At 44.5% G+C, this 16,454-nt stretch carries 15 protein-coding genes; 4 read left to right on the top strand and 11 right to left on the bottom strand.

The window, feature by feature from the left end:
* Window positions 1-102 precede the first annotated feature (102 nt).
* The 6 genes from A0256_08620 to A0256_08595 form a co-directional block, all read right to left on the bottom strand.
* A complete protein-coding gene (locus A0256_08620; GenBank protein AMR31484.1) occupies window positions 103-792 on the bottom strand; it encodes a hypothetical protein in 690 nt (229 codons plus the stop codon).
* Window positions 793-1,025: 233 nt separating this feature from the next.
* Window positions 1,026-1,784, bottom strand: a complete 759-nt coding sequence (locus A0256_08615; protein ID AMR31483.1) for a hypothetical protein — start codon at window positions 1,782-1,784, stop codon at window positions 1,026-1,028.
* A complete protein-coding gene (locus tag A0256_08610; GenBank protein ID AMR31482.1) occupies window positions 1,781-2,503 on the bottom strand; it encodes a hypothetical protein in 723 nt (240 codons plus the stop codon). Before A0256_08610 ends, A0256_08615 begins: the two co-directional genes overlap by 4 nt.
* A 49-nt stretch (window positions 2,504-2,552) precedes the next feature.
* Window positions 2,553-3,119 (bottom strand): hypothetical protein, encoded by a 567-nt coding sequence (locus A0256_08605; protein AMR31481.1) that lies wholly within the window; start codon window positions 3,117-3,119, stop codon window positions 2,553-2,555.
* Window positions 3,120-3,398: 279 nt separating this feature from the next.
* Window positions 3,399-3,887 (bottom strand): hypothetical protein, encoded by a 489-nt coding sequence (locus tag A0256_08600; GenBank protein ID AMR31480.1) that lies wholly within the window; start codon window positions 3,885-3,887, stop codon window positions 3,399-3,401.
* Window positions 3,888-3,893: 6 nt separating this feature from the next.
* Window positions 3,894-4,946, bottom strand: a complete 1,053-nt coding sequence (locus A0256_08595) for a hypothetical protein (GenBank protein AMR31479.1) — start codon at window positions 4,944-4,946, stop codon at window positions 3,894-3,896.
* 323 nt (window positions 4,947-5,269) lie between these two features.
* Between A0256_08595 and A0256_08590 the strand changes: the two genes are divergently transcribed.
* From A0256_08590 to A0256_08575, 4 genes are all read left to right on the top strand, one after another.
* Window positions 5,270-5,896, top strand: a complete 627-nt coding sequence (locus A0256_08590; GenBank protein ID AMR31478.1) for a hypothetical protein — start codon at window positions 5,270-5,272, stop codon at window positions 5,894-5,896.
* Window positions 5,897-5,935: 39 nt separating this feature from the next.
* A complete protein-coding gene (locus A0256_08585) occupies window positions 5,936-6,559 on the top strand; it encodes a hypothetical protein (GenBank protein AMR31477.1) in 624 nt (207 codons plus the stop codon).
* A gap of 180 nt (window positions 6,560-6,739) precedes the next feature.
* The gene (locus A0256_08580; protein ID AMR31476.1) at window positions 6,740-8,374 is read left to right on the top strand and encodes a TldD protein; all 1,635 of its coding nucleotides are present in this window, start codon (window positions 6,740-6,742) and stop codon (window positions 8,372-8,374) included.
* Window positions 8,375-8,377: 3 nt separating this feature from the next.
* Window positions 8,378-9,715: a peptidase C69 gene (locus A0256_08575; GenBank protein ID AMR31475.1), complete on the top strand. Its 1,338-nt coding sequence runs from the start codon at window positions 8,378-8,380 to the stop codon at window positions 9,713-9,715.
* A gap of 341 nt (window positions 9,716-10,056) precedes the next feature.
* On the opposite strand, the gene A0256_08570 is transcribed toward A0256_08575, so the two are convergent.
* From A0256_08570 to A0256_08550, 5 genes are all read right to left on the bottom strand, one after another.
* Entirely contained in the window at window positions 10,057-12,726 is a 2,670-nt protein-coding gene (locus tag A0256_08570; GenBank protein ID AMR31474.1) for a hypothetical protein, read from the bottom strand.
* Window positions 12,726-13,673, bottom strand: coding sequence for a hypothetical protein (locus A0256_08565; protein AMR31473.1), 948 nt, complete (start codon window positions 13,671-13,673; stop codon window positions 12,726-12,728). The genes A0256_08570 and A0256_08565 overlap by 1 nt, the downstream gene beginning before the upstream one ends.
* Before the next feature lie 329 nt (window positions 13,674-14,002).
* Window positions 14,003-14,671: a hypothetical protein gene (locus A0256_08560; protein ID AMR31472.1), complete on the bottom strand. Its 669-nt coding sequence runs from the start codon at window positions 14,669-14,671 to the stop codon at window positions 14,003-14,005.
* Between the two features lie 174 nt (window positions 14,672-14,845).
* Window positions 14,846-15,826 (bottom strand): hypothetical protein, encoded by a 981-nt coding sequence (locus A0256_08555; GenBank protein AMR31471.1) that lies wholly within the window; start codon window positions 15,824-15,826, stop codon window positions 14,846-14,848.
* Between the two features lie 2 nt (window positions 15,827-15,828).
* A complete protein-coding gene (locus tag A0256_08550; protein ID AMR31470.1) occupies window positions 15,829-16,452 on the bottom strand; it encodes a hypothetical protein in 624 nt (207 codons plus the stop codon).
* Between the last annotated feature and the right edge of the window lie 2 nt (window positions 16,453-16,454).

The following is a 16,454-nucleotide window of genomic DNA, read 5'->3' as shown; positions in this document are numbered from 1 at the left end:
ATTATAAAATTCATATTTATCTAACTGTAAATCAGTATGAAAATTAAAAAAAAACGGCAGGATGCAAATACCACACTGCCGTTTAATAATTATCGCAAAAGCTTATTTTATTTCAAAAACTGCCTGAATCTGGAAGCTGAGTTTGATCTTTTTAAAATCGATATCAGACTCGGGGGCTGCATCTGCCATAGTTGTCTTGGCCATGTACATTACATTGCGGGGTTGCGGAAAACTGCTGTTATCATTTTCGGTAATGTTTATTGCACTACCCAGTTTATCACCAAGCCCGGCTACTAAAAATGCGGCTTTATCTCTTGCATTTAAAAGTGCTTTCAGCTTAAGTTCATTTTTTACAGCATTGATCTTTGAATAGTCGTAGCTATCAATATTGGTACTCTGGATCCCTTTAGAATCTAGTTTGCTCAGGATCTGATCAAACTTGTTCAGATCGCGAAATTTGATACCATATTGCTTGCTGGCCAAAAAATCAGGATTTTTCTTTTTCTCGGTACTGTAATTCCATGATGATAAGCTGTTAATGGTAAAATCTTCTTTAGCAATACCCGCTTCTGAAATAGCTTTTTCCAGCTGGCCTTCGAGTTGCGAAATGGTAATCTTCTTTTTGCCATCAAGATATTCTTTCAGTGAGATAGAAACGTTAATGATATCAGGAGTAACTTCCTGTTCGGCAATACCTGTAACTTCTATTTTGCGGCGCAAATCTACCGATTGCGCAAATGTTGCTGTAACTGTTGATGCAACTAAGACTGCTGCTAATAATAATTTCTTCATGGTTTCTGTTATATATACTTATGTAGATAGGTTTACGCAGACAAGGTTTAATACGCAACAACTATAATTGCTATTAACTCAAATAAAGCTCCGGTTGTAATACCGGATCTGTCCCCAAAAAGAAAATCCCAGGGCAAACCATACCGCAGGCTTTTATCACGCTATTATAAAAAAAGAAAGTTTTACCTATTACAGGTTATACAATCAGCTCAGCTATTAAATTATCGACAAATTTAAAATCGTTTGAGGTAATTAGCAGTCACTAGTTCCCCGTATGGAATCTCCGCCGCTTCTGTTAAACTAAACCAGGGCGAACCATTTTGAAGAACCTGTATATTTTGGGCGGGCATAAAGCTTTGGGCCAGCAGAAATCTTTTTTGATGTGAGGCATTCTCGGCAACATCCAGAATGATGAAACAGTGCCCCGGCGAACCACCATGGATAAATACATCACCGGTTTTAAGATCGGAACTGTTAGTTAACGGCTTTAACTCTTTTTCGAGCGATAATGTACCGGCATAACTGAACACCAGCGACATGTAACGTTTAAAAGAGGCGTAGCTGTAGTCGTTTTTAGCTTTGCGCACCCATTTATTATTGCTGTATCGATAACCATCCGCATAATGTACAAAATCGCATTTAAAGCCGCTGGTAAAATTAAAGCTGATGGCGTTGTAATCGTGTTTAGCAAAAAGGTATTCGCCGCGCAGGCGCATCACCGCATCTGCACATTGCTGCAGATCTTGTGTGCCGATACTCATATCTACCACGCCTGCGGTGTAAGGGTTAGTACGTGCAATAGCGCCGGTATAAGTTCTGGTAGGTGTACCAGTTGGTTTAAGTGGCAGGCTTCGCAGGAAAGCGCCAAAGCTCCCCGGCGCAACCCTTTCCCGCTGATAACCCGACGGTGCCTTGAAACGGGCAGAAACGGTATCTGCCGGCGTAAAAGCAGCACAAGTTAACAAAATTGCAAGGGCGATTATCCGTTTCATTTATCTACTGCTTTTTTTAATTGATCAAAACTATTGAAGGGCACGGGAATGTTATCCACCAATTTAAAGGTGGAAAAATGCAGGTGCGTTGGTGAGCGCTTTTTGAAAGCATTAAAGCCGGTGCGGCCCACTTCAGCTATTTTTTGGCTCTGCTGTACATAGTCGCCGGGTTTTACAAATATAGTGCGGTTATGGGCATAGTAAGAAAAGAAACCCTCGGGATGCCAGATCCAGACATAGCGGCCGCCCCGCATGTTACCGGTTTCGTCCCATTCGTTGGTACACGCGATGACAATGCCCGCACGAACAGCCTGCACATCAACGGGCTGTAGGGTATGGTCATCCAGGCAGTCCTGATTTTTATCAATAATAAAAATATCATGGGCAGGGTGCGCGCCATGCTTGTTGCCGTCGATATATCTAAAACCTTTATCATTATACCCATCGCCGTTACTGCCACCTGTTGCCCGGTAATTATACCCTTTTAGCGGGAACACCCATCGTTGATGCTGAATAGGTGTAGCTGCCCTCAGCTTGTACTGCCTGGTTACTTGCCCAATAAATACATCAATAACCCGCTGAGCTTCCTTTTTGGATACATGACCTTTAAGTACTTCGTTATTAAAACTATTGAAGGCCGCATAGTTAATGGTATCCCGCTGCGCACATACAATAGTGGCATAAAACAGTATAAGCATTATGGTGAGCAGCTTTTTCATAAACGGGTGACTAAACTTAGGCAAAACTTATACGGGAAACAAGTGCATATTACTCCACCTTTATTTCATACTTACCCAATAACCCCGGCAAGCCATGCAGCGAGAATCGTGCTTTTTTGATTTGGTTATCCTCCGGGTCGATAGCAAAATTATAGCTGGAACGCAAGTCGGCACCTTTTAAAATGGTGCGGCTGAAAAACGCCCGGTTTAGGTTGCAGTTGATCAATTTCGCATCGGTAAGGTCTGCCTCAGTCAGGTCAGTTTCCATCATGGAGCAATCGGTAAAGGTTGCTTTCTTATTCTTCTTTTTAAAAAAGATAGCGTTATCCAAAATACATCCTTCAAAATTCACCTCGAATAAAAAGTCGCGGCTTTTGCTGAAATTAACACCGCTAAGTTTACAGCGTTTAAACACCACTGATTGTAAACCGGTGTTACCCACACTTACTAGTAACAGGTTGCAATCCTCAAATACACAGTCGATGAAAACAGCCCCGTCAAAATAGGAGTTACTAAAATCACAGTTTAGAAATTTACAATTTTCGAAAGTTTGATTGCCTTTAATCTGACCGGCAGAGATCTTGGTGAAGGTTTGGTCTTCGTTTTGGGATAGCATGGGAGCAAAGATAATATCACAAAGTTATTTCCCGCAAAAGCGCCATCCGCAAAACTAATTTCCTTTAAGTCTATCACTTTAAATTCCTAGCCTGCCATAGGGAAACTTTAATAAGCTATGGATGCTGGCGCTTTGCCAAATATGATAGAAGAACATATTGAATTTACGCCTGAATGGATGGTTTGCTCATGGACGCGAGCCCCAATTACTTATGCCGCAACAAAATTAAAAAAAAGCTTTCCAGCCTTAATTATCCCAGTAACTCACCAACCTGCAAGATCAACTTGCCCAAACCCGTTCCTCTTCGTTGATTCTCACCATTAGCATAGCCGCATTTAACAGCGTGAATACAATAGCGGTAATATAAAGGTTAAACACCATTGGTATCACGATGATCTCGCAGATGACGATAAAGTAGTTAGGATGCTTAAACAACTTATAAGGCCCTTTTTTTACAAAAGCCGAATTTGGGATGCGCAGGATCTTGGTGTTCCAGTATTTGCCTAAAGACGAGATCGCCCAGATCTTAAAAGAGATGAGCAGTAAAAATATAATGAGCAGGATCATGCTGAAATCACCCGGTTTAAACCAGTACTCGGCTATCATACTGATGATAAAAAACGTGTGCAACGCCACAATAAACGGATAGTGCGACTGGCCATATTCAATAGCCCCCTGGCTGCGTGCCCAGGCTTCGTTACGCTTGGCAACCGCCAGCTCCAGCAAGCGCTGAAAAATCACAAATAAAATAAAGATGATAAAATACATAATTACCTATTTTTTCATATCCAATAAAACCATCTCGCTGCTAAAACCGGGGCCCATGGCCAACATCAATCCGTAACCTTCATCATAGCCTTCGGTCATGAATTTCTCCAGTACATAAAGTACCGTTGCGCTGCTCATATTGCCGTTCTCATTCATTACCTGTCGGGTGTTTTTCAGAAAATCACCCTGTACTGCCAGTGCATCCGTGTAGGCATCCAATACCTTTTTACCGCCGGGATGAAACACAAAGTTTTTGATATCCTTAAGCTCCAGCCCCTGCTTGGCCAAAAATGCATCAATATCAGCACGTATATTTTCGTGGATGAACGTAGGGATATCTTTAGAGAATAACACTTTAAAACCGGTATCCTTAAAATCCCAGCCCATTACCTCTAATGAATCATAATATAATTTACTGCTGTTTGCAATGCAGGTGATCTTGCCTTTGCCGTAATTATCGCCCTTTACAATTGCGGCAACAATACCATCGCTAAAAAGGCTGCTGCCAATAAAATTACTTTTACTGTAATCGTTTTTAATAAGCGTTAAAGAACAAAGTTCCACGGCAACTAAAAGCACCACCGCATCCGGGTTAGCTTTTGCTAAGGTATTAGCCTTCGCCATACCCGAAACGCCGCCACCACAACCCAAACCCCAAACGGGGATCCGGTTGATATGCGGGTTTAAACGCATTTTATTAATGATCAGCGCATCTATACTGGGCGTGGCTAGTCCGGTGGTTGATACGAAGATGATATCGGTAATATCATCTTTGTTTATACCAGCTTTGGCTACCGCCTGTTCAACTGCCTGTACGGAATATTGCAGGGCATTGGCAATATAATCGTCGTTACGTTCTTCAAACGTGTTGGGTTCGGCGTAATAACTAATGGGTTTGCAAAAATTGCGGGTAACGATCTCTGTGTTATCGAAGGCAGGCATCAGGCGGTCAACCTGCGGGAAATGTTCTACAAATAAGGCCCTGGCCTGTGCCTTTACATCCTGTTGTTTTATTTTGTAAGGCAGGCTAACGCCGGAAACTGAAGCTATTGATGGCATATGTGAAAGAGCGGATAAATATGTATTTGTTTACTAAAGATATATAACGTTAAAATTGTTTCAAAATGGCACGTGGTCTGTCAATAATTTTGAAGTGCAATTTATATGGTGCCCCTAGTACTTCATACGTAGCCTTCAGGCCAATAGTTTTGTCCCGATAACAATCGGCTTCCTAAATTTTGCAGGTAGTTGGCTACCTGGTAACTCAGTTCTTTAATACCCCACGCAATCAACCGGGCCGGAATAGTTAAAATTACAAGCAATCCTAATTCGTAAAACCGCATCTTTGCACATCCGCACATTTAATTACTATATTTCGGCTGATGTTTAATGAGTACTATTTATTGGCTAACGGCGAGAAGACCGGGCCATACACTACACAGGAATTAATGAAAATGGATCTGGAGATCCACGCTCAAATATTAGCGCCGGGGACGGACACCTGGCAGGACGCATCTGACTTGCCGGAGTTTTTTGAATATTTTCAAAGGGCGGGCTACCACTTCCCTACCGAAGATAACCTTGCCAGTTTTGGGCGGAGGTTACTGGCTTATTTGATCGATTATGTTTTCCTGTCGGTATTGATGGGCGTAATAGCATCAGGGTATATTTTGCGTATACAGGCCGTTACCCAAAAGGCAGCGCCTAGCGATGCAGATGTGATGGTATTAATGCAGTTTACCTTCTTCTACTTCATTATTTATTCACTTTACCATACCCTTTGCGAAAGTACGCCTATGCGCGGCAGCATCGGTAAAAAGCTCTGTAAATTGGCAGTTGTTGATGCTGATGGCCGCCGGCTGAGCGTTGGGCGGGCATTGATCAGGAATTTTGCCAAATGGGTATCTTTCGCGGCATTCGGCATTGGTTTCTTAAATATCCTGTGGAACGACCGCCGCCAGGCCTGGCAGGATATGCTGGCTAAAACTTATGTAATTAAACAGGATTAGTAAACGACGGATTAGATTTATAACTATCTTTCCGTTAGAATGATCAACAGTTATTTGATTCTCCAAAACGGGGAAGAAACCGGGCCTTTCACGCTTTATGAATTAATGGACCAGGGTGTAGAGGTGCACACTATGGTACTCTCCCCGCTTGCCAACGATTGGCAGGAAGCAGGCGATTTGCCGGAGTTTAACGTCTATTTTAAAAAGCTCGGCATTTTTATTCCTAATCGGGCCGTCCTGGCTAATTTTTGGTGGCGATTGTTAGCGTATGCGCTTGATTATATTTTCATTCTTGTAACGGGCATTATTCTGGCGGCGATTTTCTTTTCGATTGCTGCCTTACTTGGTCACACTTATTATACAGAAACTGAAGACAGTGACGATAGCTTGTATAATTTATTCGGAATTTCACTCATGATTCTTTACCATTCGGTACTCGAAGCGACACGGATACGGGGTGGTTTCGGTAAAAAAATATGCGGTCTTGCTGTTGTAGATGAAAACGGCCGGCGAATCAACTTCGGCAAAGCCTTATCCCGTAATTTAGGTAAAGTGTTATCGACAATGATCCTTGGTATAGGCTTTCTTTGTATTTTTTGGGATGATCAACGCCAGGGATGGCACGATGGACTGGCCAAAACATATGTGGTAAAGACCCGGTAGAGAAATTTAGAGTTTTAAAGCTGCGAAATGGTGCTGAAAGACTACAACCATTGGTTGCAGTGATAGCCGATGTTGCCTATGAAGCAGACCTATGCAATTGGCAATAATTTCTATAAATAACTGCTTTTCTCATAAAAAACACATCGACTATCATTATATTAGGCAAATAATAGCACCGCTTTGAAAAGAAAAGATTTCCTCTACCTAACCGGCATGGGCATCAGTGCCTCCATGCTCAGCAGGATGACCGCCATGGGCAGTCCTGTTATGCCAGGCACCGCATTACGTGGTGTAGATGTAGCCGTAAAAAAACGCATGGCCGATGTTGCCCTTAATGCAGCACGCTCCAAAGGCGCAACCTATACCGATGCCCGGATTGGCCGCTACCTCAACCAATTTGTGGTTACGCGCGACAAAAACATTGAGAATATTGTGGATACCGAATCTTATGGAATGGGCATCCGCGTTATTGCTAATGGCTGCTGGGGCTTTGCCGCTACCGATAAGCTGGATACCGACAGCATTGCCCGCACCGCCGAAACGGCTGTTGCCATTGCAAAAGAAAACGCCCGCATCCAAAGCGACCCGGTGCAGTTAGCGCCGCAAAAAGGCTATGGCGAGGTAAGCTGGAAATCACCTATCGAGAAAAATGCTTTCGAGGTGCCGATGAAGGAAAAGACCGACCTGCTCCTTTCCGTAAACGACGCCGCATTTAAAAACGGCGCCAACTACGTTAATTCGGTGCTGTTTTTTGTGAACGAACAGAAATACTTTGCTTCTACAGACGGCAGTTATATAGACCAGGACATCCACCGCGTATGGCCGACTTTCGGCGTTACTAAAATAGATGAGAAGACCGGCAAATTTGAAACCCGCCAATCACTAAGCGCACCACGCGGTATGGGCTACGAATACCTGATGCCACGAGAAAGCGACAAGATCCACGGGGTTACCACCCTGTACCGCGACCGCTACGATATGCACGAGGATGCAGCGGCGGCGGCTTTGCAGGCGGCACAAAAACTAAAGGCCAAATCGGTAGAGCCGGGCAAGTATGATCTGGTGCTGGATCCTAGTCACTTGTGGTTAACTATTCACGAATCGGTGGGCCACCCTTCCGAACTCGACCGTGTATTGGGTTACGAGGCTAACTTTGCCGGTACCAGCTTCCTTACGCTCGATAAATGGGAATCCAAAAAATTCAACTTCGGCAGCAAAAATGTAAATATTGTAGCCGATAAATTGCAGCCCGGATCCCTTGGCGCAGTAGGTTACGACGATGAAGGCGTTGGTACCAAGCAATGGGATATTATTAAAGACGGCATCCTGGTAAATTACCAGACCATCCGCGACCAGGCACATATCATTGGCCTTAAAGAATCACAGGGCTGCTGCTATTCGCAAAGCTGGCAGGATGTGCAGTTCCAGCGTATGCCGAACATTTCGCTGCAACCGGGTAAAACCCCACTGAGTGTGGAGCAGATGATTAAAGGCGTAGAGAAAGGTATATATATTGTTGGCGACAGCTCGTTTTCGATTGACCAGCAGCGTTATAACTTTCAGTTTAGCGGTCAGCTTTATTACGAGATCAAGAATGGCAAAATAGTAGGCATGCTAAACGATGTGGCCTACCAGGCCAATACCCAGGAATTCTGGAACAGCTGCGCCGCCGTTTGCGATCAGAGCGATTACCGTTTAGGCGGATCGTTCTTTGACGGTAAAGGCCAGCCAATGCAATCCAGCGCCGTATCTCATGGTTCATCAACTGCCCTGTTTAAAGGGGTTAACGTAATTAACACAGCAAGAAAAATATAACATATGGCTATTTTAACTGAAGATGAATGCAAGGCGATCTTAAAAAAGGCGCTCAGCTATTCCAAAGCCGATGAGTGTGAAGTAAGCATTAATGGTTCCGATTCGGCAAACATCCGTTACGCCCGCAATTCGGTATCTACAGCCGGGGCCTTAAGCTCAAGCAGCATGGCCATATCATCTGCCTTTGGCAAAAAATTAGGCATTGTTACCTTGAACGAATATACTGATGATGCCATAAAAAGCGCCGTAAAACGCTCGGAAGAACTGGCGCAATTGGCCCCGGAGAACCCCGAATACATGCCATTTTTGGGGCCGCAAACTTATGCACCCGCCTCCAAAACCTTTGTACCCGAAACTGCAGCTGTTACACCGGCGCAACGCACTACCATGGTAGCCCAAAGTTTAGATGTAGCTAAAGAAAACAAACTAACTGCCGCAGGCTTCCTGCAAAACAGCACCGGGTTTTCGGCCATGATGAATTCAAAAGGTTTGTTCGCGTACAATACCGCTACAGACATCAGTTTTTCGGTAACGCTACGTACCGCAGATAGCCAGGGATCGGGGTATGCTACGAAGGATTACAATGACGTAACCAAGCTGGATACCCTGGCCTTTACCAAAATAGCTGCCAAAAAAGCAAGTGGTTCTGCAAATGCCAAAGCATTGGAACCTGGAAAATACACCGTAATATTAGAACCTGCCGCAGGTATTGTGTTGCTGGAGCAACTGTACGGCAGCCTGGATGCCCGCAGTGCCGATGAAGGCCGCAGCTTTTTGAGCAAACCCGGCGGCAAAACCAAGCTGGGCGAAAAACTGGTTGATGAGCGCATCAATATCTACTCCGACCCGGCCAACCCTGAGCTGCCTACCAGCAGCTGGAGCGGCGACGGACAGCCGCAGCAAAAAATCACTTGGATAGAAAAAGGCGTGGTTAAAAATTTAAACTACTCCCGCTTTTGGGCCCAGAAAAAAGGTGTTAAGCCTGTTCCCTATCCCAACGGTATTATTATGGACGGAGGCACCCAGACACTGGAAGAACTGATCAAAGGAACCGAAAAAGGCATACTGGTTACCCGCCTGTGGTATATCCGCCCGGTGGATCCGCAAACTTTGCTTTATACCGGCCTTACCCGCGATGGTACTTTTTATATTGAGAACGGACAGATCAAATTCCCGGTAAAAAATTTCCGCTTTAACGAGAGCCCGGTGATTATGCTGAACAACCTGGATGCGCTGGGTAAAACTGAGCGTACCGTAAGCGGCGAAAGCGGCCAGAGCGCCCTGATCCCGCCTATGCGGATCAAGGAGTTTACGTTCAGCTCATTATCAGATGCGATCTAAACAAGCCTTGTAGGCGTAGATTAACCACAGAGGCCGCAAAGAAGGCACAGAGAGCACAGAGAATTTAGTTTCTGTGCTCTTTTTATTTAAGTTTTGCTTGCCGTTCTTAAGGTTATTGGATTCTATATAGGCGTAGAATTAACCACAGAGGCCGCAAAGAAGGCACGGAGAGCATAGGGATTTAGTTTCTGTGCTCTTTTTAATTAAGCCTTCTCCGATCGCACTTATTAGTTTTATCACCACAATTAGCAAAACGCTGCGCACCTCCGTGGTTAAATAAAAATGCAAATCTTTGTGCCCTCTGTGTTTAAATCACCAAGCGATTATCAGCGACTATCACACTACAAATTAAACGTCACCTTTGCCAGCAAAAACCTGCCGGGGATTGTATAAGAACTCTGCGTAAATGTGTTGGCCGACAGGTACAATGCGCTGTACGTTGTGGTGTTGAACAAGTTCTGCACACTAAGTTCTACATCTGCCTTTACCTTTTTCAATTTATATCGGATGCTCGCATCGGCAAACATATATTTCAGATCATTTACCTGCTGCTGGTGAGTATAATAGTGATCGCCGGAGGCATTTAAATACAGGTTATTGGTAATATTGTAATTTACCGAAGCCTGCTGCAGCAGGCGCTGAAATTTATTCTCGGCATCTGCCACGGTAGATCTGCTGGTTGTTATATCATAACTGGCTTTATAGCCAAAATTTATTTTTTTGCTAACCTTAGTATCGGCACCGAAGGTAAAACCTTTAGAAATGGTATTGTAGGGCAGGATAATGTTGTTGAGGATCTGGTTTAGTTTGGTAGTTTGATACGAAATGCCGGCACTAAAGGTGGTGCGCAGATCGAATGCGTATTTACTCACCACCGCATTGCCCGACCAGGAATCAATGTTATTATCAAACGGCAGCACAATGCGCTGCTGGATGTTATTGGTTACAATACTCGACGAAATATTATTGCTGTTCTGGTGCATATACGATACACTTACACCAAAAAAGAAAAGCGAAATGGCCTTGCGGTAATTAAAGCCCAGCGAGGCCGTTTGCGTTTTGCGCTCGGTAAGATCGGCATTATTAGCATACAAACTGCGGTAGTTTTGCAGGATGTAACCATTATATACATCCTGGATGCTCCCAATATCGTTACGGAAATTGTAGCTTCCTGCCAGGTAGTTCTCGATCCCGGTTTGATACTTAACACCTACATTGGGATTAAAGTATAATCTTTGCAGGCTTTTGTTCAGGTTATAGTATATATCTTGATAGTCTAAATTTAAATAGCTCACCGGCAGGCTGATGTTTACTTTCAGGATACTGCCGGGGATATCATAACCGGCTTCAGCGTAGATCTTCCGGCGCGTCCAGTCGAGGTTGTTTACGGCACTGTCAGTAAACAGGTTGGTGGCGTTATTCAGCTGAGTCACTTTCAAATCGGACGTTAGCTTTTGCGATTGCAGGCTGAAGCCGGCTTTATAAGTCTGTGTGAATTTGTTCCCGGGTATTTTATAAGATGTATAATTGTTAGTGAACCAGGTTGGGATATTTACATTTTGGCTTAGCAAACGGTACGCGATTCCTTTATTAAAAATTTGCGGATTAAGGCCGGGGTCTATCATACGGTTCTCCGGTTCTGCAGAGCGGTTAAGGTAGCTGTACAATTCAACAATATTATTGCCCTTTAGCGTATTCATGTAATTGAATTCATTGGAGATATCCATCAGGTTATCTTTTAGAACCTGGTTTACCGGTGTACCATTCGTTAGCAGCGCCGAGTACCCGGTATTTCTGTTATAGTCGGCAATAAAGTTATCGCTGAGGTAGAATTTGCTTTTATTAATATTTACAGAAAGCTGGCTGTGCAGGTAATCCGGCCGTTGGCTATTGCGCTGCACCTCGGCATAGCGGATGGTATCATTAGGCAAATAAAACTCACTAAACTTGGTATAGTTTTGCTTCTGCGTATCATGCAGGTAGGAGAGATTGGCCCTAAGCTGCACATCTTTTTTCAGGTTCACCAGGTTGTTGAGGTTGATGATGCCCGCCTGGTTAAACAAGTAGCGACTGGTTGGCAGATCAGGATTGCCCGCCGTGCCCAGGGAAAGTTCTGCATCGGGTTGATCATTGTCCAGCCGCGACAAATAAGACGACCGGTTATGCGAAACAATGTCCCGGGCCAGGTCATAATTAGTGTTATTCACCTTCAGGTAATTGATCGCTTTATATTTATCCTTAAGGGCAATCGCATTCAGATCAGCATAATATTTATCCGGCAAACCGGCACCAAGGGTTTCCTGCCCTACCAACTGAATCTTGGCGTCTTTTTTAATGGTAATGTTCATCGCCACATCATCGCTTACAACTTTATCTTTCAGCATTTTTATGGGCTGATGATTTTCCAGCACCTGTACCTTATCTACTACGCCATTTGGGATGGAGCCCGTTGCGATATTGTATTTATCGTCCAGCAGGTTATCACCAGCAATGTAAAAGTTTGAGATGGCCTTACCATTATAACTGATCTTGCCCGCCTTATCAACCGTTACGCCCGGCAATTTCTTTATTACATCACCAATAACCCTGTCCTGCGGACTGCTAAAGTCCGATACTTTATAATCCAGCGTATCACCGTGCGACCGCAGCATAGGTCTGTTATTTTTTACCGTAACCGATTGCAACTGGTTCACCGCTCCCGACAGTTTGAAGTTATACGGTGACGTTAAACTGCTTACCGTTTGGCTGGCCTTCTTAAACCCTATGCAACTCACTTCTACCTGCAAATTGCTTTTATCAGCATCTGCGGGGATGTTTAAAGTATATGCGCCTTTGTCGCTGGTATTGGTATAGGCGACAATGAGCTTTCCGCTGCTTTTGAGATTGACCCCGGCGAACGGAACCGCCTTGCCCAGGCTGTCGGTGACAATCCCCTTTATGCTCTGCCCAAAGCCAGCAGTATAACATAACACCCCTAAAAAAAGCATCAATACGTTTTTACTTTGCCTCATCATTTTTTCTCCGGCAATTCTATTGGGTTATTGATAACAGGGCCATTACCGGGGCCAATCCGCACAATAGTATTTGATGGGCCGCCCGAACCAGCGGGGCTAACCCTGTCTTGCATACCGCCACCCATAGCAGCCATAAAGGCCTGCGGATCTTTGCGCATTGCTGTTTGTAGCTTTACAAATTCCTTTTCTGTCGTTTTTACCGCATCCACCGGTACCGAGATAAGATTTGGATTGGAAGCATCCTCATCCATACCGCCAAATTTTACTACTGTAGCGCTTGGCGGGGCAACACCGGCAGAAACCGCCGCCGGTTTATCTGTGGCAACCACTTGGTCAAAGCCATCGAACTTGAATTCAACTTCTTTTTTGGCATCATAAGCCTCTACGATCAACCCCGGCAGCCCGTTAAGTTTCCAGGGACCAGCATGAAAAGGCAGATCGGGGCAAAACCAGGCCGTGTAATCGCGGCCTTTAAAATGGGCGGTTGCTTTTTGGCAATGCAGGGTACCAAAACTTGCGGTATCGTTGCTGATCTTCCAGTTGATGGTTGGCATAGGTTCCTCTATCAGGTAAGAGGTGATCAGTGATTCTTTCCGTATGATCTTATTAAGCACCGGATATTGGTAGATCTCAGCGCTAGTGGTTGGTTTGGTGCCGGTAACTTTGATGCTGATGGGGCCGCCATTTCCCTTTTGATCAGCTATTTGTTGTTCTACCTGCTTTTTCATCATGGCATCCTGCAGCCTTTTGTCATAGCTTTTATAAGCGCTTGCCGTTTGTCCCAGGAATAGCACCATGTTTTCGGTGTAAGGTTTATCCTTAGCTGTAGTGTCCTGCAGGTGCGAAAACTTGTAATGAACAATGGCTTTTGCCATCTCCGGGTTTTGGGCTTTGGCATCAAACAGAATAATGCTGAAGGTTAAGAGGAGGATTAAGTTTCTCATGTTTGCTGTGATATGTAGTTAAAAGTTGAGATTGCGATTATTACAGAACAAACATAACTATTAAATTAGTTATTCTACGATAGATTCGTAGTCTTTAACAATTTTTAACAAAAATTGCAAACTGCCGGGGTGAATGGCGATTGAGTGGGGGTCGCTAAGCTCTTTACATTAAAAACGAACAGGGAATGCTAAAGGCATTTTCAGCTTTGCAAAGCTCGTGTTCGGGCTTGTTCGGGCTTGTTCGGGCACGTTCAGGCGTGTTTATGGCCGTTTTCGCTTGTTTGATTTTGCGAACGCGAACAAGATCAGAGGGTAAATAGGTAAATTAATTAACTGTCTAAACGATCCTTAATTACCAGGGTATCGGCAATCAGGTCATGCAGGCACTGTTGTTTTTTGGTAAAAAAACACATGCCGTAACCCACAAAAAAGGTGGCTGTAGAAAGAATTTTGGCAATATTACGGTTAAAAGATTTGGAGCTGCTGATCCGCTCCCCATAAATATCGCATACGCGGATCTTCATCAACTGCTTACCAAGGGTGCCCTGCCTGGGGCCGCAATCCATCCTGGTATTGTAGATCAGCTTACCAAGGGGAATCAGCGCCAATATCGCAATGCTCGCACCTATCCTTACCGTTTTGTTTTCGTCGCCGGATAAAGCAAGCAGCAGAATCAGCATCACCGCAAAAGCTGCCAGGATGAACGCAGCTGAAACGATGAGCCAATCAATTACGGTCGCAATTGCGCGCTGATCAAAACTGCCAAAATATTGAAGCGGCAGGGGCTGTTTGCTAAAGCCAAAAAGTTGCCGGAGTTCGGCAACTTCATGGGCTTCCTGATAATCGTCCATTGCGGCAGTCTTTACAAAATCACCGGGAGCTATTTTCCGCAATTGCAGTTCGGCAATGCTAAAGGGGCCTTCGGGCTTGCCGTTAACCACCAAAATATAAGTGGCGTTACTGGCGGAAACAAGATTATCAAAGCCGGGAGGTTGCATGACCAAATTTACAATTATTAATGAGAAGGTTCGGCGATAATCACCGCAAGCCCGGTTTACGCACCCCGGGTTCGCTATCGCTGCCCGACCGTCTCTGCTGCGCAACGTGATAAAAACCAGCTGTCTTCGCCTCTCCCCTCTCTACTTTTAGAGAGGGGCCGTGGGTGAGTCAACTTAATACCTGTCTACATTAAAATCAGACACGCCTCCTTTTAACCGGATATACATCTTGTTTACAGCTGTTGCAAAGCCAGGGGTTTCGTAACGGTTATCGTCTTTCTTCTCAAAATCGTCAAAGTCGTTTGATGATAAGCCGGACTGTGTGGTGATCTGGCAGGCTGCACCTTTGGGGATGTGGATATGCACCTCAGATACGCCCGTAGAAACCTCCACGTTGGTCACTGCCACGGGCATCCCCATTGTAATTTTGTAGGATGCTGCCCCTCCATTGATATTCAGGGTTCTCACCTTAAAGCGGCTTAAATCAAAGTTTGATTCACTGGCACCTGTTTTCAGGTTGATCTCCCATTCCGGGGTAGTGTTCAATTTGATATCGGCAGTGTTGGTTTGGTCGCTGTCCCAGTGGAAGTTATTATTCTTTTTATTCTTCATCCGGAAATCGATTACCGGGGTAGTGCCATCCATGCTTTTCACATATTCAAACCGGTTAAAAAATTCTTTAGTATCCGCCTGGAACAATTGGTTGGTGGTATCCTTCAGGTTAAAAACCGAGGCGCCCCCATTCACATTCAACCTGGCCAGTGTAACACCCGGCGTAAAAGGTTCATTAAAGTTGCTGCTGCCCTGGATCTTTATAATGCCTTTGCTATCACTATCAGTGGTATCGCTGTCGCCATCGGTATCCTCGTCGCTGAAGTTCCAGTTACCATTGTGATTATTCCAGAAATAATGGTTACGGTTAGGTACAAAAACCAGGATGCAAAATCCCAGTATGACCACGCCTATTTTTATCATGGCGGCCCAGGCGGTATTGTTATTGGCCAGCAGGAGGTTTACGCCTGCCATGATCAGGAATACCGGCCACAAGGAGAACAAGTTGCCCCAATGAAAGTTAATTACGTTGTAATTGTGCAGTAAAAACAAGGCACCTATTAAAACCAGTACGAGGCCCGGCATTATTTTGTTAGTTTTCATGATTATATAGTTGTAGGGTTGTCAGTTGATGTTTCATTAGTTTTCTTGGTCAGGTCAATTCCCGCGCTTTTATCTGCGGTTGATGTATTTTCCTGTTCTTCGGCAGCGTGTACGCTGGTTGCGCTCCAGTTAGGATTTTCCCATGGCTGCTTTTTTTGCCCTGTAAATATTAATGCGGCGCCGGCAGCAACCAGTATAGCGGGCCAAAGTTTATCAAAATCCAAATCCGGAATAAAATCAAGCTCATCGATTAAGAAAAGGGTACCCAGTGCAATTAATACTACCCCGAAGATCATTCCTGCGTTTGATGATTTTTTTGCCGGGATAGGCGGGAAATCAAATGGCTTGTTAAATGAGCTGTTAAAAGAACTGCTAAAAGATGAAGCCGGCGGCACCTTATAATCTACACCTGGTTTAAAACCAGGGTCATTAAAGTTAAGGCCGCGTTTAGGCAATACAATAAGTAAGATGATGTACAGTACAAAACCGGCACCGTGGCCTGCAAAAAGCATCACTAAAAAAACCAGACGTACAATTGTAGGGTCGATATTAAGGTAATCGCCCAAACCGGAACAAACACCGCCTATCATTTTGTTGTGTTCGTTTCTATAAAGTTTCTTTTCCATTT

This window comes from Mucilaginibacter sp. PAMC 26640, from assembly GCA_001596135.1.
Classification (GTDB): Bacteria; Bacteroidota; Bacteroidia; order Sphingobacteriales; family Sphingobacteriaceae; genus Mucilaginibacter.
Note: the sequence above shows the minus strand (reverse complement) of the source record. Positions and strands in the feature narration are given on the sequence as shown.